18 protein-coding genes are annotated in these 22,985 nt (G+C 54.3%); 13 read left to right on the top strand and 5 right to left on the bottom strand.

All coding sequences use genetic code 11. From position 1 onward, the window contains the following. Positions 1-114: 114 nt before the first annotated feature. On the top strand, positions 115-1,296 hold the full coding sequence (locus AN477_RS16690; RefSeq protein WP_083486369.1) for a M20 family metallopeptidase: 1,182 nt from the start codon (positions 115-117) through the stop codon (positions 1,294-1,296). A gap of 351 nt (positions 1,297-1,647) precedes the next feature. Here the strand turns inward: AN477_RS16690 and AN477_RS16685 are convergent, their stop codons facing one another. Then, positions 1,648-3,114 carry a UDP-N-acetylmuramoyl-tripeptide--D-alanyl-D-alanine ligase gene (locus AN477_RS16685; protein WP_054970307.1) on the bottom strand — a complete coding sequence of 489 codons (1,467 nt, stop codon included), beginning with the start codon at positions 3,112-3,114 and terminating at the stop codon, positions 1,648-1,650. A 356-nt stretch (positions 3,115-3,470) separates the two neighbouring features. Between AN477_RS16685 and AN477_RS16680 the strand changes: the two genes are divergently transcribed. The 6 genes from AN477_RS16680 (at position 3,471) to AN477_RS16655 (ending at position 13,154) form a co-directional block, all read left to right on the top strand. Continuing rightward, positions 3,471-4,697, top strand: coding sequence for a D-alanine--D-alanine ligase family protein (locus AN477_RS16680; protein ID WP_054970306.1), 1,227 nt, complete (start codon positions 3,471-3,473; stop codon positions 4,695-4,697). Between the two features lie 98 nt (positions 4,698-4,795). Next, on the top strand, positions 4,796-5,671 hold the full coding sequence (locus AN477_RS16675) for an AraC family transcriptional regulator (RefSeq protein ID WP_054970305.1): 876 nt from the start codon (positions 4,796-4,798) through the stop codon (positions 5,669-5,671). 241 nt (positions 5,672-5,912) lie between these two features. After that, positions 5,913-7,814 carry an ABC transporter ATP-binding protein gene (locus AN477_RS16670; protein WP_342668569.1) on the top strand — a complete coding sequence of 634 codons (1,902 nt, stop codon included), beginning with the start codon at positions 5,913-5,915 and terminating at the stop codon, positions 7,812-7,814. Then, positions 7,811-9,667, top strand: coding sequence for an ABC transporter ATP-binding protein (locus AN477_RS16665; protein ID WP_245631867.1), 1,857 nt, complete (start codon positions 7,811-7,813; stop codon positions 9,665-9,667). Before AN477_RS16670 ends, AN477_RS16665 begins: the two co-directional genes overlap by 4 nt. Before the next feature lie 578 nt (positions 9,668-10,245). Beyond that, positions 10,246-11,538 (top strand): MFS transporter, encoded by a 1,293-nt coding sequence (locus tag AN477_RS16660; protein WP_054970304.1) that lies wholly within the window; start codon positions 10,246-10,248, stop codon positions 11,536-11,538. A 116-nt stretch (positions 11,539-11,654) separates the two neighbouring features. Next, on the top strand, positions 11,655-13,154 hold the full coding sequence (locus AN477_RS16655) for a gluconokinase (RefSeq protein ID WP_054970303.1): 1,500 nt from the start codon (positions 11,655-11,657) through the stop codon (positions 13,152-13,154). Here AN477_RS16655 and AN477_RS16650 read toward each other — a convergent pair. Next, positions 13,151-14,197: a LacI family DNA-binding transcriptional regulator gene (locus tag AN477_RS16650; protein WP_054970302.1), complete on the bottom strand. Its 1,047-nt coding sequence runs from the start codon at positions 14,195-14,197 to the stop codon at positions 13,151-13,153. The genes AN477_RS16655 and AN477_RS16650 overlap by 4 nt on opposite strands. 235 nt (positions 14,198-14,432) lie before the next feature. Between AN477_RS16650 and AN477_RS16645 the strand changes: the two genes are divergently transcribed. Together AN477_RS16645 and AN477_RS16640 are read left to right on the top strand one after the other, a co-directional pair. Continuing rightward, entirely contained in the window at positions 14,433-15,809 is a 1,377-nt protein-coding gene (locus tag AN477_RS16645; protein ID WP_054970301.1) for an MATE family efflux transporter, read from the top strand. A gap of 26 nt (positions 15,810-15,835) precedes the next feature. After that, entirely contained in the window at positions 15,836-16,207 is a 372-nt protein-coding gene (locus tag AN477_RS16640) for a hypothetical protein (protein ID WP_054970300.1), read from the top strand. Between the two features lie 8 nt (positions 16,208-16,215). On the opposite strand, the gene AN477_RS16635 is transcribed toward AN477_RS16640, so the two are convergent. Continuing rightward, entirely contained in the window at positions 16,216-17,172 is a 957-nt protein-coding gene (locus AN477_RS16635) for a DMT family transporter (protein ID WP_054970299.1), read from the bottom strand. A gap of 84 nt (positions 17,173-17,256) precedes the next feature. After that, positions 17,257-18,519: an adenylosuccinate synthase gene (locus AN477_RS16630; protein WP_054970298.1), complete on the bottom strand. Its 1,263-nt coding sequence runs from the start codon at positions 18,517-18,519 to the stop codon at positions 17,257-17,259. 258 nt (positions 18,520-18,777) lie between these two features. Here AN477_RS16630 and AN477_RS16625 point away from each other — a divergent pair, with 258 nt between their 5' ends. Genes AN477_RS16625 through AN477_RS16615 form a run of 3 tightly spaced genes read left to right on the top strand, consistent with a single transcriptional unit; the run spans position 18,778 to position 22,085 of the window. Continuing rightward, positions 18,778-19,662, top strand: a complete 885-nt coding sequence (locus AN477_RS16625) for a LysR family transcriptional regulator (RefSeq protein WP_054970297.1) — start codon at positions 18,778-18,780, stop codon at positions 19,660-19,662. 33 nt (positions 19,663-19,695) lie between these two features. Beyond that, positions 19,696-20,730 (top strand): threonine ammonia-lyase, encoded by a 1,035-nt coding sequence (locus tag AN477_RS16620; RefSeq protein ID WP_245631866.1) that lies wholly within the window; start codon positions 19,696-19,698, stop codon positions 20,728-20,730. Next, positions 20,727-22,085 carry a glycosyltransferase family 39 protein gene (locus AN477_RS16615; RefSeq protein WP_245631865.1) on the top strand — a complete coding sequence of 453 codons (1,359 nt, stop codon included), beginning with the start codon at positions 20,727-20,729 and terminating at the stop codon, positions 22,083-22,085. The genes AN477_RS16620 and AN477_RS16615 overlap by 4 nt, the downstream gene beginning before the upstream one ends. Here the strand turns inward: AN477_RS16615 and AN477_RS25920 are convergent. Beyond that, positions 22,004-22,246 (bottom strand): cytochrome c3 family protein, encoded by a 243-nt coding sequence (locus tag AN477_RS25920; protein WP_169787914.1) that lies wholly within the window; start codon positions 22,244-22,246, stop codon positions 22,004-22,006. The two genes, AN477_RS16615 and AN477_RS25920, sit on opposite strands and share 82 nt — an antisense overlap. On the opposite strand from AN477_RS25920, the gene AN477_RS16610 reads away from it, so the two are divergent. Beyond that, positions 22,135-22,911, top strand: coding sequence for a lipoate--protein ligase family protein (locus AN477_RS16610; protein WP_425388196.1), 777 nt, complete (start codon positions 22,135-22,137; stop codon positions 22,909-22,911). The two genes, AN477_RS25920 and AN477_RS16610, sit on opposite strands and share 112 nt — an antisense overlap. The last annotated feature ends 74 nt before the right edge of the window (positions 22,912-22,985 follow it).

Genomic DNA, 22,985 nt, shown 5'->3' with positions numbered 1-22,985 from the left:
GCGAGGCCAAGGTGTGGGATCGGATCGTCATAAGGGGAACCGGCGAGGCCAAGGACCGGATCGGATCGTCGTGTGACAATGGACATGAGTCTATTTGGGAGAGGAGTCGTTTCGATGTCAGTAGTATTGAATCAACTGGACAAAAAGGTAGAACAGGTAACAGAGCAGGTTGTAGCCTGGCGACGGTATCTGCATCAACACCCGGAGTTGTCCTTCCATGAAGAAAAAACGGCACAGTTTGTGTACGATACGTTATCTTCCTTCGGCAACCTGGAGCTGTCACGGCCGACGAAAACGAGCGTGGTGGCAAAACTTCAGGGGGGACAACCTGGTGGTGTGCTGGCGATCCGAGCGGATATGGACGCGCTTCCGATTGCGGAGGAGAATGACTTCGAATTCAAGTCTGAGTACGAAGGCGTCATGCACGCCTGTGGGCACGACGGTCATACAGCCATGTTGCTGGGGACAGCGAAGATCCTGTCTGAATTGCAGGCTGAAGTTCCGGGCGAGGTCCGCTTCCTGTTCCAGCACGCGGAAGAACTCTTCCCAGGTGGTGCAGAGGAACTCGTGCAGGCGGGGGTGTTGGACGGAGTCTCCCAGGTTATCGGCATTCATCTGTGGGCGCCGCTTGAAGTGGGTAAGATCGGGATTTGTGCAGGCCCGATGATGGCCGCACCGGATACCTTCCATATTACTGTACTGGGCAAAGGCGGCCACGCAGCACAACCGCATTTGACGATTGACAGCATTGCGATTGGAGCACAGGTGGTCACAAACCTTCAGCATATCGTATCGAGAAATACGGACCCGCTCGATCCGCTCGTACTCTCCGTCACACAGTTCAACGCAGGGACAGCACACAATGTCATTCCGGGGTCCGTCGAGATGGTCGGGACCGTTCGATCGTTCAAGCCGGAGCTTCGCGATGAAGTGCCTGCCCTGATGGAACGCGTCGTTAAGGGCATTACCGAAGCACACGGTGCTACCTATAAGTTTGAATATGAGAAGGGTTATCGCCCCGTGATCAACGACGCAGAGGTTGCCGCGAAACTGCGCGCATCTCTTGTGAGCGCGTTTGCCGAAGACGTTGTGGAAGATGCTGTGCCTACGATGGGCGGGGAAGACTTCTCAGCTTATCAGACTGCCGCGAAGGGCACGTTCTTCTTCGTCGGCGCAGGCAATGCGGAGAAGAACATCGTTTATCCACACCATCATCCACGATTCACCGTGGACGAGGCGTCACTGCCGATGGGCGTTAAGGCCTTTGTGCACGCGACTTTCGATTTGAATCGGTAAGCAGTGGCGTGGCGGCAAGGGCGTCTTTAGATGTCCGCTGCAGGGGCCATAGGGCTGCCGAGCCGCCGGGGCCATGACCGATTTGGGGGTGGGCTCAGGCGCACTGTGGCCGGGTGCCATAGTGCCACGTTCTCCTGTCGGTGTTATTGGTGTAATTAAGGAATAATTAGGTGGCCGCGCCCGTTGGCGCGGCTTCATTCTGTTTAACTGTACGTGGTGCCGGCGGGGCAGGTTAAGTCGGTACCAGCGACTTAATACACGTTTGGCGGACCGGTTAAGTCGGCGGGAGCGACTTAACGCACCCACCTAAATATCCGTCAGGCCCCGCCAGTACGTTCAGGGTCCTTGACTTTACAGCGCTGCGACAATGTCCTCGAGTGCCATGCCGCGTGAGGCCTTGACCAGCACGGTTGCTTCCGTCGGCACAACGCCTTCGCCTTCCAACTCGCTGAGAAGTTCCTGTTTGGTCGCAAAGTGGCGCACCTGTGGGTGACCAGCAGCCACAGCCTCTTTTGCGATCCACTTGGCTCGTTCACCGACCGTAATGAGTCGGGTCACGCCAATCTCCGCGCAAAAGCGTCCAACTTCTCTGTGCCCTGCCTCCTCGTAATCTCCCAGTTCAAACATGTCACCGAGGATGGCGACGGATGTCGCATCTTTGGCCTGCTCCCTTTGCTCCATCTCCATGAGAACGCCGAGGCTGGCCTTCATGGACAGCGGGCTTGCATTGTAACAGTCGTCGATCACGCTTCGACCATCCCGCCCCTGAAAAATCCGCAGGCGACCGACGGATGCAGGCAGGTTGCGCAGTGCGTCAGCCATGGCGTCCAGGGAGAGATCATGTACCGCGCCAAGTAACAACGCACCAAGCGCATTCACTACGTTGTGGCGCCCAGGTGTCGGTAACTCGACCACTGTTGATTTTCCAAGGACGGTAGCACGGAACCGAGTTCCCGTGGAAGTCGGCTCGAGGTCGCCAGCGAAGGCGTCTGCTTGTTCGCTCAGCCCGTACCATAAAACCCGTCCCTTGCACCGCGTGTAGATGCGTTCCAGCCACGGGTCACCCGCAGTCAGCGCCGCAACTCCGTCACTCGGCAAAGCCTCTAGAAGTTCGCCTTTTGCCTGAGCGATCCGTTCTTGACTCCCCAATAGTTCGAGATGACTCTGGCCAATGTTTGTGATGATTCCAGCTGTCGGCTGGCCGATCCGACACAATTCTGTGATTTGCCCCAGGCCTCGCATACCCATCTCGAGCACGATGGATGTCTCCGTTCCTTGACGTCTTAGCAAGGTGAGCGGGAGTCCCAATTCCGTGTTGAGATTGCCAGCTGTGGCTAGGCAGGGCCCGCCAGTCGAGAACACGGTTTTTAGCATGTCTTTCGTGGTGGTTTTGCCGTTGCTCCCGGTTACGCCGATAACCGGGCCCGAGAATCGTGATCGTTCATACATGGCCAGTCTCTGTACAGCATCGAGGCTGTTTTGTACCCGAATCACGGCCTTCCCGTTCATGCTCGGGTTTGCCGTGCCTGCAGTGGTGGCACTTTCTGAAAGAGACAGAGCGCTGTGACCAGCGTTAGATATATCAGCTTGAACTTCACTCAGGTCATGAGTGACCAAGGCCGCGCTGGCACCCTTGGACAACGACGGGATGACAAATTGATGACCATCGAGCTTAGCGCCGTCAAATGCGACAAATACGTCACCTTCGGATATAGCACGACTATCAATGCTGAGCCCGCGAATTTGTACTCCGGGGTCTCCAGAGATGAGTTCACCGTCTACAATCTGTGCCAACTCGGCAGCCGTTATGGGAGTCATTCATGATCCTCCAGTCTCACGCATTTCAAATACGATCACTTCGGATTGTAGCACACGGGTTTAGTGTATGAGGGACATATAGGCGATTGACACGGGTAAACCCGTCCAGTAATAGACTGTTTTCATGAAATCACTGCGGGTGTGGAGCCATGCGTTGATTGCCTTACCTGCACACTTTGGTTTATCGCTGTGTCTGTAGGTTTCGGCTTTTTTACGGCGATCCGATCCATAGCTGGGAGTTTCGACCGATGCCGTCGTTATCTGCCGAAACAGCGCCGATATCGTATATAATGGAAACGCTAATGCTCCAATCTAGGTCCCCGCATTGGTGCTTCACGAAAAAGGGGTTGGCAACTGTGGCAAAAATACGAGTAGGTGTAGTATTCGGTGGAAAGTCCGGAGAACATGAAGTCTCGATTGAAAGTGCGAAGTCCGTGATGGAGGCGTTGGACAGAACCAAGTACGATGTGGTGCCAATCGCGATCGACAAACACGGACGTTGGCATTCTGGTGATAATGCTGTACGGTTCCTTGACGGTGGGTGGGCAACCCTCGCCGCGCCGCGCTCCGGAGAAGCGCTGTTAACAGGTGATGGCATGGCGAACGATGCAGCAGGTACCGAGGCGCAAGAGGCAGGTACCGGAGCCGGCGCGCAAGATACAGGCACAACAGCTGCGCTACACGACGGCGGTGAGCAGATAAACTCATCGCAGGCTCTTCAACCCGTTGGCGGATCAAGTGTTCTGCCCGGCCACGTGGCAGAGTCCATCGATGTGTTGTTTCCTGTGCTGCACGGTTCATACGGTGAAGATGGCACTGTGCAGGGGATGTTTGAACTGCTCGACATTCCCTACGTAGGGGCCGGGGTGGCGGCATCAGCCGTGGGTATGGATAAGATCCTGATGAAACGTGTCTTTGCGGCTGTCGGCCTGCCTCAGGTAAACTACGTGTACTGCACGCGGACGGAGTGGGAAAAGCAACCAGACCTCGTTATCTCGCGGGTAGAAGAAGCACTCTCATATCCGTGTTTCGTGAAACCGGCAAACCTCGGGTCAAGTGTGGGTATTTCAAAGGCGAAATCGCGCGAGGAGCTGAGTCAGGCCATCGTCTTGGCAGCCCGATATGACCGAAAGGTCATCATTGAAGAAGGGGCCAATGTTCGCGAGGTGGAAGTTGCTGTCCTCGGCAATGACGAACCGAAAGCATCGGTAGCGGGTGAGGTCGTCCCTTCCAATGAGTTCTACGACTATCGAGCGAAATATCTCGATGGGGAGTCAAGTCTATTGATCCCGGCCCCAGTTTCAGGAGAAGTGATGGATGAGATTCGTCGTCTTGCAGTGCTGGCCTATCAGGCAGTGGACTGCAGCGGATTGGCCCGTGTGGACTTCTTTGTGGAAAAGGGGACCGACAGGGTGCTCGTCAACGAGATCAACACGATGCCTGGTTTTACTCGCTTCAGCATGTACCCGAAACTGTGGGAAGCAACGGGCCTTTCGTATCGGCAGCTCATCGATGCACTCTTGTCGCTTGCCATCGATAGGGCCGAAGAGCGGCGCAAGTCGCAGATTGATTTCGAAGTCTAGAATCGGAAGTCTAGATCGGAAGTCTAGATCGCGATGTCTAGATTCGAAGCCTAGGTCGGGAAGTCTAGGTAAATGGTTTGTAAACGGGAGGTGAGTCCATGCACGGAGAATGCGCAATCACGGGAGCCCATGTGCTTGCTGCTGGCTATGCAGTTCACGATGGTCCGTTTCACGCGTCTGCTCGCGAAGGGCTCGCTTCCTATCTCATTCGGCTGCAGACTGAGGGGTTCGCGAGGGCACTCGTGTGCGGTGAAGTTGTTGATGTTCGCCCCGGTGACTTATTGTGTTATGCCCCGGGCGATCCCTACATGCTATCGATTGGGACACTGGCCCATGAGGCTGAGGCAGACCCGTTATCGGGTGTGAAGTCGACGACGGCATCTACCCTCAGCGTGGACTACTATGTGTTTTGCCGGGGACGATGGATTGATCAGTGGTGGGGAAGTGAACAACGTCCGTGCAAGGTGAATATCCCTCTGTCGGATGAGACCCTCGGCCTCTGGCGCCAGCTCGTCTGGCATTACGAAGGCGGACAGAGAGCGCGTCCAGGAAATTTGAGAAACAAGAGTAAGGTTTATGATTACATCCTTCGTGCGCTCTGTTTACATCTCGATGACGCGGCTCAGAGTGAGTCCGAAACGCTGGCAATTGGGGAGTCTCTCGTTGCCTACCAAATGAAAACGTTTCTCGAGCAGCATGCTGGGGATGACATCTTGATTCAGGATGTTGCTCACCATGTCGGGCTGAGTGTTTCGCGTGCCGTACACTTGTTCAAAGAAACCTTCGACCAAACAATGGTACAATTTCTGCAGGAAACCCGTTTAAATGCTGCCTGTGAGCGGATTCGCTTCAGCCGCATGACCCTCGAGGAAGCTGCTGAATCAGCAGGATTTCGAAGTTACTCCTACTTTTACCGCTTATTCCGGTCTCATTATGGTATGTCTCCCAAGCAGTTCCGTGCGAACATGAAATAAAACCTGAAAATAGCCAAATCGGAAATGAATCTGCAAAATCGGTCATTCTCATCTCCTCGGATTTGTGATTAAATCACAACTACGTTGTCGGAAATCCGTTACCTTTCGACGGGCTGATTTCTGCACGATCTGCCAATCGGGACGAGTGCCGCGTTCTCAAGGGACCTGGTGGTGGGGAACCTTGTTTTCGGAGGACCTTGTTCCGATTGGAGTGTTTAGAGGGGGGAATGGATTGGCAAGCGTGTTTCGACGGCTCAGTAGATTCTATCGTCCCTATCGTCGTTTTTTGTACCTGAGCCTTGGTCTTCTGGTATTGGCGACCGCTCTTGGACTCGTCTACCCGTATCTATTGAAGACCATTGTGAACCAAGTCATTATCGGCGGCCATTATCACGAATTGCCCATGTTGGTTGCAGGAATTATTGGCGCTGCCGTGGTGAAAGGGATTTTCAACTTCGCATTCCAGTACTCAGGTCAAGTCTTTGGAAGCAAAACCGGCTATGATCTGCGAAACTCCCTGTACCGCAAGCTGAATACTCAGCCATTTGCCTACTACGATCAGGTTCACACAGGAGACCTTATGTCCAGGATGACAGCCGACTTGGACGCATTTCGGATGTTTTTGGCGTTCGGCATCAACAACCTTGTGAGTCTGTTTCTGACTAGTGTATTCGGGCTCGGGCTGATGGTGTCAATGAACGGTTGGCTGGCACTCGTAATTGCATGCCTGTTGCCGATTCTAGCCGTCACTGCGGTCCGTTTTGACGGTCGCCTTCGGCCGACCTATCGTCACATTCGAAAAACCCTCGGCACGCTCAACTCTGGTGTTCAGGAGAACATCATGGGGATGCGGACGGTCAAATCTTTTGCCAAGGAAGACCGCGAGATTGTCAAGTTTAACGGGCGTAATGACGACTATTTTGATGCGAATATGGATGCCACTCAGTTGTGGAAAAAGTTCTTCCCGTTTATCGAATTTGTTGGCAACTTCGGCGTGGTGCTCATCCTCTTCATTGGTGGGTGGCTGGTCATCAGTCACCACAAAGGGATGAATCTTGGCGATCTCGTTGCTTTCCTCAGCGTCGTCTGGACACTGATTTGGCCGCTTTCCAACCTTGGGTTCTTCCTCAATAACCTGACCCAAGCGGTGGCCGCTGGAGACCGCTTACTGGAAATCCTTGAGGCACCAGACGAACTCGGTGACCAAGGTCAGCACCATACCGTACAGATGCTCGGAAATGTTGATTTTTCCGGTGTCAACATGCGTTATGACGGAGAAGCCGTGCTCCGCGATGTATCGCTGAGTGCGACGGCAGGCGAGACGATCGCGCTCGTGGGGCTTACTGGTGCTGGAAAGTCGACTCTGGTCAACCTGCTCCCGAGGTTCTATGACGTCGACAGCGGATCGGTCAAAATCGACGGCGTAGATGTTCGTGAATGGGACCTGCAATCCCTGCGCAGGCAGATTGCAGTCGTCTTCCAGGAACCATTCCTGTTCTCGACCACCATCTTCTCGAATATTGCGTATGGCAGTCCGAACGCGACCATGGAAGATGTACGGCGAGCTGCAGAGATGGCAGATGCGGCAGAGTTTATCGAACGACTACCGGAGGGGTATTACACCCTCGTTGGCGAGCGGGGACTCGGGTTGTCTGGGGGTCAGAAGCAGCGGATCGCGCTGGCAAGAGCCGTTCTGATGAACCCGTCCATCCTCATCCTCGACGATGCGACAAGTGCCGTTGACATGGAGACGGAGTTCAAGATTCAACAGGACCTTGAGCGAGTGATGAAGGGACGCACGACATTCATCATTGCGCACCGTATCAGCTCGGTGAAGCGAGCCGATCAGATCCTCGTCATTGAACACGGCCGCGTTGTGCAACGGGGTACACATGATGAACTCCTGAAGGAGTCGTCAGGGTTGTATCGCAAAATCTTTGATATGCAGTTCCAGGACTTTGAGTCTGTCGCCTCGGGCCAGGCCGCCAGTCAGGCTTCAGCGCAGGCAACAGGGAAGTCGGTTGGTCAGGCTTCAGCTCAGGCAACGGGGCAGCCGCTTGGTCAGGCTGTGGGTCAGGCAGCCGGGAAATCGTCGGGCGGATTCAGCGGTGTTGCTGTACCTGGCGGGGGGTGTGTCGAGTGAGTCATGCAGAGATAACGAAGACGGTTGCAGTAACGGAAGGGACCATCGAACACACTGACACCAACCTGCGAGCCCCGTTTATCTACAAAGACGACGAAGCTCTCGAGAAGAAGTTCCAATTGGGTCAAATGAAGCGATTGTTCCACTATGTCACGAATTATCCGAAGTTGATTGCACTCGCGTTGACAGCCACGTTGGGGAACCTGGTGGCGACCCTGGTTGGGCCGTTCATGGTCGGTAAAGTTATCGACACGGCGATTTCAAAGGATAACACCCACCGACTGCTGATTGATTGCATCCTGTTACTGGCGTTGTACCTGCTTAATTATGTGGCGAGTCACTACCGCATCTACCTGACAAACCTGCTCGGACAACGCGTGATTCAAGGCCTTCGGGCAGAGTTATTCAGCCACGTGCAGCGGCTGTCTCTCGGGTTCTTTGACAGTCGTCCGGCCGGATCGGTTTTGGTCCGGATCATGAACGACGTCAATTCGCTTCAGGACCTGTTCACAAACGGTGTCATCAACAGTATCACGAACGTGTTCACCTTGATCGGGATTATCATTATCATGGTTTCGCTGAATGCAAAACTCGCATTGGTGACGATGATCATTGTTCCAATCATGTTCCTGTTGTCGACTCGACTGACCTTGACGATCCGGCGTGCCTGGCAGCAGGTCCGCATACGTCTGTCACGGTTAAATGCGCACCTTGCCGAAGCGATTCAAGGGATGCGCGTCACGGAGTCCTACGCCCGCCAAGATGAAAACCAGCAGTTTTTCCAGGGGATGAACTACGATTGGGTGCGTTATTTTTTGCGTGCGCAACGCGTGAGTATCTTGTTCGGACCCATGGTTGACTTGACAGGTGCCATCGGCAGTGCAGTGCTGTTCCTATACGGTGTTCACTTGCTTCGCACCCCTGGCAGCATGGTTACGGTTGGTCTCTTGGTGGCCTTCGCGAACTACCTAGGTAACTTCTGGCAGCCGATTTCGCAGCTTGGTCAGCTGTACAATCAGTTGCTCGTCGCGATGGCGTCATCAGAGCGGATCTTCCAGTACCTCGATACCACACCGACGGTACAGGACTTGCCAACAGCAAAGAACCTTGCAGACATTGAGGGTTCGGTTACTTTCGAAGACGTTACGTTTGAATATGAACCGGGACGCAAAGCCATTGACGAGATCAACTTCCATGTGAAGCAAGGACAGACCATCGCGCTTGTCGGCCACACCGGTGCTGGAAAGAGTACGGTAATGAACCTGTTAGCACGCTTTTACGATCCGACTTCTGGGCGCATCCTGGTCGACGGTACGGACATTAAGACGATTCAGTCGCAGAGTCTCCGCTCTCAAGTGGGCATTGTTCTGCAGGACACCTTCATCTTCTCAGGCACCATCATGGACAACATTCGGTATGGCAACCCGAATGCGTCAGATGAAGACGTGATGGCTGCTGCAACTGCTGTGTATGCGGATGAGTTTATCCGCGAGCTTGAGGATGGGTACCACACAGAGGTCCGCGAGCGTGGCAGCCGCCTCTCGATGGGGCAGAGGCAACTGCTTTCGTTTGCGCGGGCCATCCTGGCTGACCCGCGGATCCTCATCCTGGATGAGGCGACAGCGAGCATCGATACCTACACAGAGCACTTGATTCAAAAGGGTCTACAGGTGCTGTTAGCCGGACGAACCGCATTCGTTGTGGCGCATCGACTGTCGACCATTCGTGACTCTGATCAGATCCTCGTCTTTGATCATGGCGAGATTGTGGAGCGCGGTACGCATGCCGAACTGATGCGTGAGCGTGGACACTACTACGGCCTAGTGGAAGCACAGTATCAGTTCTTGGCGTAGATGTAGGGGTGTAGATGTAGGCTGTGCGCGGCCCGTGGGACAGGTTGGGTCCGGCGGTCGTCGCGGGGGGTTAAAGGCTGACGCACGCCTAAACACAAACGACTTCCAAATTCAATTCAACGGTAAGGCACCCCGATTCGGGGTGCCTTTCTTCATGACTTCAATGGGCGCCGATGGCAGGCAACAGGCAACAGGCAACATAGAAAACCACCGCTCTCAAGGCCGCAACGCGTACATAGACCTCTTGCTCTTGTGTTGCAGTAGGTGGTCGCCATGAGCTGAGGCTTAGCGGAACTGAGTTCCTTTAACGCAGGTGGGAGTCGTCAAGAGCTGAGGCCTAGCGGAACTGAGTTCCTTTAACGCAGCAGGTGGTCGTCAAGAGCTGAGTTCTGGCATGGTACCCGTCGCACATCAATGAATCAGCGTTTCAAAGGGTACTGTAAAAACTATCTAAATCCGGGCCTCTTGACACAACTCTCATTCTGATAAATACTTAGTAAAACGTTTTCGTAAAATGTTTTCCCTGTTCATGAGACAACCGAATAAGGGAACACTGATGACTTAAGGAGGGTTTGTCTATGCGACGTGGAAAGGTCCGTTGGAGCATCGCGGTCGTCTTGTTTTTAGGCGTTCTTATTAACTACTTTGACCGCACCAATATGTCGGTTGCTACCAAACCGATGATGCACGAGTTTCACCTGACAACTGGGCAATGGGGTGTCCTGATGTCATCCTTTGCTTGGTCGTACTCTTTGTTACAGATTCCGATTGGTGCGTTGTTGGATAAAATCGGCGTGAAATGGCTGATGCGTGTTGGTACTGTGGTATGGAGTTTAGCCACTTTTATGACAGCCATTGTCAGCGGTATGGGACTTATCATTTTGTCCCGGATTCTGTTGGGTGCCGCTGAAGCACCGGCATTTCCTGGCGCGTCGAAGGCCACTGGCTACTGGTTTCCAATGCGGGAACGTGGTGTTGCCACATCAATGTTCGACGCGGCAGCGAAGTTTTCGAACGTTATCGGAGCTCCGTTGGTAGCGTGGGCAGTGACAATCTGGACTTGGCGCGGCGGCTTTTTGATGACCGGTGTTCTGAGTGCCATTTACGCTGTGATTTATTGGATTTGGTATCGCGATCCGAAAGAGCATCGAAGCATCACGAAAGAAGAGCTGGAGTACATTGCAGAAGGCGGCGGGCAGTCAGAGGGTGAAGCTGAAGGCGGTGTCGGTCGAAACCTTGGATTCCTGCTCAGCAACAGAAAAGTTTGGGGCTTGACAATCGGTTTTGCTGCTTATGGATATTCTTTCTATCTCTTCTTGACGTGGTTGCCAGGGTACCTGGAGAAACAGATGGGAATGAGCGTGTTAAAGAGTAGTGGATATGTTGCCATACCATGGTTGATTGCTACAATTACTGACTTCCTCATCGGCGGATTTTTGGTAGACTCGCTGATTCGGAAGGGATATAATCCGTCGAAGGTGCGGAAAACGTTGTTCACAATTGGTATGATTTTGGGACTCGCGGTTGGTGGAGCAGCGTTTACAAACAACCCGAATGTCGCCATCATTTATATCTCCATTGCACTCGGCGGCCTCGCCTTTGCGGCACCAATCGGGTGGAGTATTCCAGCCATCATTGCGCCAAAGGGAACAGTTGGTACCGTTGGAAGTATCATGAACTTCGTCAACAACCTGATGGGTATCGCGGCACCGATTATTACTGGTTACATTGCTGGCGGTACAGGCTCTTTTGCAGATGGGTTTTTAGTGGCTGCGATCGCGCTCGTTGTCGGCATCTTGTGCTTCTTGTTCCTCATGGGGCGAATTGAACCCATTAAGACTCCGTACAACGAAGGTCGGGCATCGCGATAAAAGGGTAAGTCGACAGGAAACGAAAGTATCAGTACTGAAATATACATCGTGTGCCGCTCCTTTGGCCCTGGCGGCTGAGGGGCGGCACTTGTTTGCTGGGATGGGGGAGAGTGTGCATGGCGCCATCGTGCACGATTGGTATTGATATCGGAACAACATCAGCGAAGGTCATTGCTTTATCAAAGAACGGAGAGCAGGTTGCTTATCATAAAGTAATCCTTCCAATCCGCTACACAGACGAGGGCGGGGCAGAGCAAGAAGCACCTATTGTATACGATGCAGTTATGGAGGCCCTTTCTGTCGTCGTTGAAGCCGTCAAAGGCAAATTCGACGTGCAACAGATTGGGTTCAGTGCTGCTATGCATAGCGTGCTGGCTGTGGATCAGACAGGTGCCCCGTTGTCGTCTGCGTGGACTTGGATGGACCTTCGGGCCAAAGGGGAGTCTGCACGAGTGTGGGCGAGTACGGCTGGCAGGGAGATGTATGCTCGGACGGGGACCCCGATTCATCCCATGACTGTGGCCATGAAGCTCCTGTGGATGCAGGAGCATAGTCCCGAACTCATTAAGTCTGCAGCCAAGTTCGTCTCACTGAAAGAGTGGATTTGGTTTCGGTGGTTCGGTGCGTGGCAGGTCGATGAGTCGATGGCGAGTACTACAGGTATATACGCAACCGCCACCCGCCAATGGGACGAGGCAACGCTCGCATTCCTTGGGGTCAAACGGGATCAACTTAGTGACATTCAACAGACCACTTTTTGCCGCTTGGTCGAGGAGAGCGAGGTGCTCTCAGCCTTGCCGCTTGACAGCGTCGCTTCAGTCAACATTGGAGCCACAGACGGGGTTCTGGCGAACCTTGGTGTCGGAGCCATCGGATCGGACACGATGGTTATTACGATTGGAACCAGTTGTGCGCTGCGGGTTACAGTTGATGTACCGGCTACACATGAAGCAACACGGTCGTTTTGCTATGTGCTGAGTGATGGGAAGTACGTCATTGGTGGACCGAGCAACAGCGGAGGAGTTTCAGTGGAACGGATGTACCGTCAGGTGATGGGCGGCCTGAACGAAGACCAGCTTGCACAAGGTCTCAGTCGAGCCCTGAAAGAGGCCGGAGATGTTGATACCGGAAGCCTGCTGTGCTTGCCATATGTAGCGGGAGAGCGCGCGCCGCTGTGGAACCCGGACGCAACCGGAGCATGGGTTGGTCTCGAACTGCATCATCAGCCGACGCATCTGTTGCGTGCAGTCGTTGAGGGTGTGTTGTATAACGCGTACTGGATCGCGACGGGGCTGTTTGAACAAACCGGGATACCTTCACGTTTGATGGCTTCCGGGGGGCTCCTCGAAGTGGAGTGGATCCGAAAGACAATGGCAGATGTATTTGCGATCCCGGTTGAGTATTACGACGAGGGCGATGCTTCTTCAGTAGGAGCCGCTTGGTTGGCAGAGCTAGCGACTGGAGAGCGGCAGTGGAGCGACGTCAGTTTGCCTACCGAGTCACATCAGCGGCATGAACCGGATGAGAAAGAGCATATCAGACACTTGACGAGGTTTGACCGGTTCAAACACGCGGCGATCGGTCTTGGACTCGCATCCCCGGCGCAAAACGGTTAACTGCGCCGGGTTGTTGACCTGTTCCAGATGACCTCGGACGCAAGGGTTCGTGTGGCATCTGCTGTTGAATCCACAGTAATCCCAAGCCGGTCCAGAACAGCCTCCGAAATCCCAAGCCGGTCCAGGACAGCTTCCGCTGCGGCGATTCCGATTTCATCCGTGGGCTGCCGCACACATGTCAACCGTGGGCTGGTTACGTGAACCCAATCTGGTTCGTCAAAGGTCGCTAGCCCCATTTCGGTGGGTACCATGTAAGGCAGTTGCACCAGCCGCGGATATAAATCGAGCATAACGAGACCATTTGCCGTGTAAACCGTAAATGGTCTTTCTGGCGGATGCTCAGCCAACTCGCGAACCAGCGCATCGACTGAGGCGGGATCCTCGCGCAGGACCCAGCGAACGTCTGGGGAAGCGCCAGACAAATCGCAGGCAGTTTCGTACCCCTTTAGTCGCAGCTCCCTCGTACTCAATCCCTCCGTTGGTTCGGATACGTAGATGACGCTGCGGTAGCCTTCCTCAAAGAGTCGTTCTGTCAGCTTCTGTGATGCAGCTTGATTATCCGTGATCACATTGATAGCTGATGGGATGTCGAATTGCCGGTCCATCAGCACCACTGGTTTTTCCAGCGCGATCCGCTCCAAAAGCTCGTTGTTGTCTCCACTCGTCTGTATGATGATCCCGTCCACTCCTTGAGCCATCAATGACTGCAGAAGTTGAGCCTCTTGCTCGCGGTCCCCCGAGGATTCACAGACCAGAAGCGAGTAGCCTGCGGCATTCAGTACAGAGGAGATCGACCGAATCACAGCGACAGCGTACGGATAGCCGAGATTGACGACAACAACTGCTACGGTCCGGCTTTGTCCCTTCAGACCCTGGGCCATTTTATTGGGTTGGTAATGAAGCTTTGCGATGACCTGCTCGATCCGTTGTTTGGTCTCCACGCTCATCGAGTCATATCGACGATTCAGAAACCGCGATACAGTGGTGATCGAGACGCCAGCGGCTTTTGCGACATCCTTAATGGTCACCGATTGGTTTGCCATACTTCGTCCCTCTCACGCAGAAATATCTTCCTTCCATCATCTCATATTCGCGAACAAGAACCAACATCCGTTATTGACAGAGGCTGATACACTGTTGACGCAGGGGTGTTTCCGAAGGGACTCTATTTTCTTTTGTTTGGGAATAGTGCGGCACCGACAGACTCGGATTTCGCGGCACCCGAATTGTTGGATGAGCCGTACTCAGATTTGTTTTCGTGGAAGGGATGAAGACTTCATGAGATCGTACCGAGAGATCCTTTCCTTGTCATGGCCGATATTGCTCGAAATGGGCGTGCAGATGTTCATCATGAACATGAATACGTTCATGGTCAGCCGTCTCGGAGACGGGGTTGTGGCCGCGGTTGCAACGGCGAACACAGCTCTATCGATTGTTGGAATGCTAATGGGCATTGTCGGGATCGGTGCGAATATCCTCGTCGCGCAATACTTTGGAGCAGGGGAGCGTTTGTCGACGAGTCGGATTGTCGTCGAAGCTATGCGGCTGAATCTGCTCGTCTCCATCATCGTCGGGGTGTTTATGATGGCGGAACCTTGGATCGCGCTGACGCTGTTGCATACACCCGCGTTGATTCTCGAGCCTGCGCGTCTTTATCTGCGCTGGATGAGTGTTTTGCTCCCGTTGCAGTCTGTCTCCATGTTGGCGGCAGGTATACTCCGCAGCTTTGGCAGCACCCGGCCGGTTTTATATTTATCGATTTTGAATGTCGTTTTGACAGTGAGTGGCAATGCAGTCGTTGTGTATCAGGGGTTTGGACTGCCGGAGCTTGGGATTGAGGGGCTCGTTGGAGCGAACGCGCTTGGAGGGGTGGTCAGCACCGTCCTGATGTGTCGACTGCTCTACACGAAGATGCCTGCAAAGGTGGGGCTGTCCGCGTGGTGGAAGCGAGGTCACTTTACTTGGGACGTTATCCGGGTTGGGGTCCCATCGGCCGTAGAGCTGGGCAGCTATCAGTTGACACAGTTTCTGATTGTCTCCCTTGTGTCTCTGCTTGGTGCCTATGCAGTTGCGACGCGCGCATATGCGTCTGCAGTGGAATCGATGTCTTTCCTGGTCGGCATGGGGCTTTCTCAAGGTATCTCGATCCTAGTGGGACACCGAATAGGCCGCCAGGATTACACGGGTGCCAGGGAGATCGCAAACCAGGGTATCATTTTGGGTGCCTTGTTAATGACCCTCACCGGCGGACTTTTGTTTTTGTTTGGTGGGGACATCGTTCGTGTCTTCTCACACGACCCGACCGTCATCAGGTGGGGGACTGGCGTATTGCGGATTATCGCGATCGCTCAGCCGGCCAAGGCAGTGAACATGGTCATCGGCGGCGCACTTCGGGGTGCGGGCGATAACAAGTGGCTGATGTGGAATTCCGGCACATTTGTGTGGCTGTCAGTCATCTTCGCATACCTCTTTGGTATCACTTGGCACGGCGCGTTGTACGGAATGTGGTGGGGGATGTGTCTCGACGAGTGGATCCGGGCGGGGCTGGTATTTCGCCGCCTTCGCGGTGACCGTTGGCAAGGCCGCAGTTACGTGCAGGCGAGCACGGTCAACGGCGACGCTTCATCGGGGGCTCCTGTTCCGATGGAACACTAAATTAGGCGAGGATGGGGGAATCAAGATTGGCACAGTCAGTGATGATGGAGTTTGCACGATTTCTTCGCGATCACAGTTACACGACAAGTATGTGGGACAGCGGGTATACGGCCGCTGACAGCAACGGTGTCTGTCACGAATTAACCAAGTGGTTTCAACAAACTTGGGGTCAGGCTGGTGAATTCCTCATGCTGTGGTCAAGCGTCAACGACACACAATTCTCGGGGGACAGTGAACTCGTTTACCTGGTAGACGGACGCGCGCATCTCATCCCAAATCCGTTTATAGAAGGAGATGCGGAAGGGTTCGTCCTAGCCCTGGCCGCGATTGTGGAAGGACATGATCACACGCTCTACAGCGTGCAAATCAAGCAGAGAATTTTGTACAATGCAGTGTGAGTCAGACTTCAGTTGCCAGAGGGAGTGTTCGATTTTACTCCCAGGAGAATGACAGTGATGAGGATGCATACACCACCCGCGACTGTTGCGACCCCAAGGTGGGTGTGAAGCCAGATGACGGAGGCTGCCGCGGCTGACAACGGCTCCATGCATGCAATCAGGCTGGTTTCAGATGGGGTGATGTAGTTTGTGCTGCTCAGGTACAGGTAAAACGCCAGCAGCGTTCCAAAAACGACGACGAAGCCAATCAGGATGAGCGATCCCGTCGAGAAGCGGCTGTGACCCGTTTGCCAAGGCGGGGCAACCATAGAGCATCCGATGGATCCGATCAACATCCCCCAGCCGATAATCGGCGCTGACCCATATCTGCGAATCAAGGAGTACGGCGAGACTGTGTAGATGGCGAGCGTGATGGCGGAGATCAGGCCCCAGATGACAGCCGCAGGGGGAACGACGACCTTTCCCCACGCGCCGTTGGTTACCAATAAAAACGTACCCACGAGCGCAAACACCAACGCCACCCCCTCAATTTGGGTGGGCAGGCGCCGGGCTTTCAGCGTTACATACAGCAGAATCACGGCAGGTCCTAGGTATTGCAGGAAAGTTGCCATCGCTGCGTTTCCGTCGTGGATCGACGCCAAGTACGAGTACTGCACCATGAGAAGGCCCGCGAGTGAGAAGGCAATCAGGTGGAATGCGTCCCGTGGGCGCTTCCAAACTGCCCACAGTTTTGGCGTACCTTGTGTAAAGACTACGGAGACAAGCAAGACAATCCCCGATAACCCCATTCGGACGTCGACCAACCATGCTGCAGAAAAGCCATCGTGCTGAAATAATTGTTGAGAAGCGGTTCCAGACACGCCCCATAAAGTCGATCCGATGAGCACCATCACGATGCCCAACATGCGGGGAGAGACAAATAACGAGGTGGGCAATGGCCGCATCGGGTCCAACGGTTCGCTCATGATTGTCTCTCCTCCTGATACTTGAATTGCTCTGTGCCCAGATTGACCTCAGCGTGCAAGTCCCATCCGTTTTAGGACGCGGGCTTACCCGCGGACAATCGTTTGCTTTCTATCGGGGCCAACAGACACGTAAGTGATCGGCACGCCGGTCCACTCTTCAACCTGTATTACAAAGTTTTGCGCCGCAATCGGTAATTCCCCAAAGTTTCGACATTCAGAGATGTCTTCCTGCCATCCAGGCAACTTAGCATATTGTGGAACAGCCTGTTCTAATTCGTATGCCGGTAATGGCCTCGCGTACACTTCGCCATTTAGCTCGTAGCCAGTGCAGACCTGAATCTCGTCCAAACCGCTGAGCACATCGAGTTTCATCATAGCGAGCTCTGTGTAGCCGTTCAACCATGCACCGTAGCGGAGTGTTGGGATGTCCAGCCAACCACAGGCACGTCGACGACCGGTGGTAGCGCCGTACTCATGGCCTTTTTCCTGCAGATAGGTTCCAATCTCGTTGGTTAACAGTGTAGGAAATGGGCCTTCACCTACGGCCGTAGTATAGGCTTTGGTGATGCCAGTGATCCGATTGATGGCTGTCGGCGGAACACCTGCTCCTGCTGCCACACCGCCGCTGATTGGATTCGAAGACGTGACGAAGGGGTAGACGCCCCAATCGAGATCGCGCATGATTCCTAGCTGACCTTCCAGCAATACGTGTTTTCCTTCGCGAACCGCCTGCTCAATCAAAGGGAGAGTATCAGTAATATATGGAAGAAGTACGTCACGAGCAGCCATCAGTTCGTTCCACATTTCATCAAATGAACCGCAGAGGTGTTCCATTCCCGGCATGCGTCGCAACTTCAGTGCATATGCAGTCTCGACGCGGTTACGGAAGTGCTCCATGTCGCGCATTTCACCAATCTGAATGCCGAAGCGTCCTGATTTGTCTTGGTATGCGGGCCCAATGCCTTGAAGGGTTGTACCCACCTTTTTCGACCGGACTTCTTCCTCGTACGCGTCCTGCCACAGGTGGTAGGGCATCACCATGTGAGCACGTTCAGAGATGACCAGCTTGTCGGTGGAGATGCCCGCATCCTGCAGAGACTGCAGTTCCTTCACGAGGTTCGCCGGATGAATCACCACACCAGTCCCCAGGATGCAGATGGTGTTCGGGTTAAAGATTCCGGACGGAACGAGGTGTAAGGCAAACGTACCTGCCTCGTTCACGATGGTATGACCGGCATTGCCGCCGCCTTGAAAGCGGATGACCATGTCTGCCTGAACAGCAAAGTAGTCGACCATCTTACCCTTGCCTTCGTCCCCGTACTGGGCACCCACAACTGCATGAACCATTCGTAACAACTCCCTTTGTAACACATTTGCTTACTTTGTTTTATCGGGCTCCGTGCGCCCTCGTGGCGATGTTTCTGACGTGTTGCTCCTTCTGTAGTGTAAGTTTTCGACGGGTATGTGTAAAATGAATTTAATACATAGAAACTATGCGGATGTCGTATATCCGCTTTTGTCTCTGATCTAGTTTTTCCGTCCGTGTTCGCTTTGATGACGAGGAATCCTGAAGAATGCTGAAGAACGGCAAGGAAGGTGTTGTGATTGAACCGCTTGTACCGTACATTCGTTGTGAGTGTAGAATCCGGCACTTTGGTGCGAGCAGCGGCAGCGCTCCATGTGACGCAGCCTACCGTTACACGACAGCTGCAGCAACTAGAGGCGGAGTTTCACCAACCACTGTTCGAGCGTACGGGCGGCCGGCTGGTCTTGACCCGGTCGGGCGAGGTTGTGTACCGGACTGCCAAACGACTGCTTGCCCTCGATGACAAGCTCCGCGAAGAGTTAAACTCGCTTGCGAATCCGGAGGCAGGCACCGTGTACATCGGGGCGGGAGTCACGCCGGCGATTCACCTGTTGCCTGGGGCCTTTGCCATGTACCGCAACCTCCACCCAGGAGTGACCTTTCATCTGCGGACCGGATCGTCGAGTGATGTTGATGCGATGTTGTCTGCCCGCGAGATCGATATCGGGATTGTGACAACAGTTAACCCTGAACGGGCCGATTTGGTTGCAAAACCGCTCTATAAGGACGACCTTTTGCTCGTCGCCCCGCCAAGTCATGCGTTGTCTACTCGTTCGGCGATCACGGTATCGGACTTACAGGGGTACCCGATCATTGTCATGCAGGCAGGGTCCGGCTTGCGCCGGTTGGTCGAAGACCTGCTCGAATCAAGGGGGGTGCAACTGCTCCCGGCACTCGAAGTAGACAGCCTTGAAGCCATCAACCGGTTGGTCCAGTTTGGATTTGGCATCTCTTTTTTACCGAGGTCGTGTGTTCGTGACGATCTCGATGCAGGCCGCCTCGCCGTGATACGCCTCATGGATGAGCCTCCGGCTTCACGCACCATTACGATGGTTTACCGAGCGCAGGGCAGTCTGCCGGCGAATGCGGAACGTTTTGCAGAGGAGTTGCCAAGGTTGTTTTGAGTAATTCATCAGTCTGGGAGGCGACGGGAGTTTATGACGACGAACATAGTTGACCTGAAAGCCATCGAGGCAGCGGCTCGGAGGATTCGCGGGGTTGTTGTTGAGACACCTTTAATCAAAGCGCACCAGGTTTCGGCCATGGTAGGCACGGATGTTTACTTGAAGTGTGAGAATCTGCAAGTTACGGGGTCGTTTAAGGCACGGGGAGCAAGCAACTTTGTACTTTCTCTTGTTGAACGGCTGGGGGCGGCGAACTCCGAAGCCAGTTCAACATTTGGCGCTGATGCACAAGGGCTCAGCGGAGCCAGTCGCCGGTTAGGGGGCATCATTACCGCGTCTTCCGGAAACCACGGTCAGGCTGTTGCCTACGCCGCGAAGCGGGTAGGGCTTCCCTGCACGGTTGCCGTGCCGGAAGACGTCATTCGTGTTAAGGAAGTGGCTATCGAGTCGTTTGGAGCTCAGGTGGTACGTGTGGGGCGGACCTCTTCAGACCGGATCGACTATGCAGAACGGTTAGCCGCCCAGCAAAACCTCGTGTTTGTTCCGCCTTATGACCACGAGGACATTGTGGCTGGGCAGGGGACGGCTGGGCTTGAGGTTGTCCACAGTCTGCCGGAAGTCCGTGAGGTGTACGTACCTGTCGGCGGAGGCGGCCTCATCTCTGGCGTCTCTACGGCGGTGAAGTCGTTGAGGCCAATGGCGCGTGTCATTGGCGTGGAACCAGAGCTTGCCAATGACACCTACTTGTCCATGCAGGAAGGGCGGATTGTCGACATCGGATCAAATACCACCATTGCGGACGGACTGCGGACAAGTCATCCGGGTTCGTTCACGTTTCCGATTGTGCAAAAAAATGTTGATGAAATTGCACTCGTATCCGAAGCGCAGATCACGGAGGCGATGCGAATACTGTTCGAAGCAAAACTGGTGGTTGAGCCATCGGGATGTACGAGTGTCGCGGCCGTGCTCGGAGCATCTGAAGCGGGGCACCGGTTTGATGGCCCGGTCGTGTGCGTCTTGAGTGGTGGCAATGTGGCGCCAGAAATCTTCGCGAGTGTGCTGCAGTGAGTGAAGCTAGACGGACGGGGGCTCGAGTGGTTGATGCAGAAGTGACGGCTGAAGCGGCCCAGACCACGTGGACCAAACAGCGACGTTATCTCGGACTTGTTATCCTCATCGTGGCTAACCTCGTTTTGCGGTTTGGTTGGCTTCTCTACATGCATCCGCCGCAGGTGGACGACTTCGCGTGGTACTTTAGTCACGCCACTCAGATGTACGAGGGCCAAGGCTACGTTTGGTACGGTCACCCGACAAGCTATTGGCCCATCGGCTATCCGTTTTTTCTATCGCTTTTGTTTCACTTGACCGGGCCTTCTGTCACTGCGGGACTCATCACGAACGTCCTGCTCAGTACCAGCATTGTGGTGCTCGTATACGGCCTGTCGAGACTGGTGTTTCGCAATCCGACGGTGGCTTTTTGGGCTTCAGCAGGGTACAGCGTGTTACCCAGCCAGATTGAATGGAATTCTGTCCTCGGTTCAGAGGAGTTATTTACATTTCTACTTTTGTTGTCGTTGTGGATGTACCTGGTCGGCAGCCGAGCCCGTAATCCTGGGGATTTGCATGGCGGCTTCGCCAGTCGCGCACGGGTGCAGCCCATCTGGATTACGGCTCTCGCCGGGGTCATCATGGGACTGGCCGCCGACGTTCGTCCGATTGTGCTGTTGTTTCCCGCTGCGTCGCTGTTTTACGAGCGCTATGCGGCTCGTGAAACCTGGCGCAGCTCGTGGCTTGTCGCAGTCACATTTGCGGTTGCCCTATATGCGGGCGTGGCGCCTGTGACGATCCGCAATTTTATTGCCTTGCACCATTTCGTCCTCGTTTCAACCAACGGAGGCGTCAATCTGTGGCAGGGTACGCACGCAAACGGTTGGTATTACTGGAGCTGGAATCCCAAAGTGAACCCGCTTTTGCCTTACGTAAAAAACGACTATCTGGAAAACAAGGTAGCGATGCATGCAGCACTTGAGTATTACAGGCGTCACCCGCTCTTGACGGTGTTCAACGGGGTAGAAAAGTGGTTCTTCCTGTACTGGGTAGACTGGAACGTGATCAGTGTCACTTTCGCAGAAAAGGCCCCTCATGTGCAAGAATGGGTCATTCGAGCGAACATGTGGTTCGACAACATCGCGTATTACCTGTGGATGGCAGTGAGTCTCACCGGGATCGTCCAAGTGTTTCGCCGCTTTTCCAGGCAAAGCAGGACGTGGTGGCTGCTTCTTGCCTACATTATCTACAACACGGCCATCTTTTTCTTCTTTCCGGCGTGGGACAGGTTTCGTTATCCGATGATGCCGCTGTATGCTGTGTTCTTTGGGATCGGAGCATGGTACATTGTGGGACGCTGGCGTAGGAGGCAATGATGTAGGCGGCAATGATGTAGGAGGCAATGATATGGAAGATGACAGAGTGATGATAGACCAGACACTGTGGCCGAGAGATGTGGAGGTCCGGTGGATTGATGATATGAATGACAGCGCGCACAATCTTGCCCTCGAGCAAACGCTGGGTGAGGCTGTGGCACATGGAGAGATCCGTCCGCTCGTTCGAATTTGGCGCTCCGCTCTAGCACAGGGAATCGGCGTCAGTCGGAGGGACGTATCGGGCGACGATGGACTAGCTGCCATGAATGAGATGAAACAGAGCGGCTGGGACGTCGTTGTCCGTAATACAGGGGGAACGGCAGTTCCGCAGGGACCTGGCGTCGTGCATCTGTCGTATCTGTTTCCTCGCGATGCAAGAAAGGTGACGACGGACGCTTATTACAGGATCCTCTGTCAACCGCTCATCGCGTGGTTAGAAACTCTTGGCCTTCAAGCTGTCACAGGCGCTTTGCCTGGCAGCTACTGCGACGGGACATACAACATCCTTGTCGACAATAAAAAGCTCGTCGGAACCGCTCAAGCCTGGCGGGGCGGACTCGCCGGTGTAAAGTCAAATCGTCCGGGTTATATTCTCGCGCATGCCTGCATGGTCGTCGACGTCGACATGGTGGCAGCTGCGGAGCGGATCAACCGCTTTTACGCACGGGCGGGCAATGATTACCGTGTTCATCCGGAGACGAGCACGGCGCTCAGAGACCTTGTTCCGGATAGGTTTCAAGGCATGACGCCGTTTGAAGCCGCGACGAGCGTGGCGAACGACTGGGTGACCTGGTATTCGGCGCAGGTTGCTGATGTACGTCGGTAGGTTTGTGAGCTGATTTCGTTCATATTATCGTCACAGCGCGAGTCTGCGGCGGCAGGGACAGGTGCCTAGGCACC

The sequence above is a fragment of the Paenalicyclobacillus ferrooxydans genome (assembly GCF_001399675.1).
Taxonomy (GTDB): Bacteria; Bacillota; Bacilli; order Alicyclobacillales; family Alicyclobacillaceae; genus Alicyclobacillus_B; species Alicyclobacillus_B ferrooxydans.
Note: the sequence above shows the minus strand (reverse complement) of the source record. Positions and strands in the feature narration are given on the sequence as shown.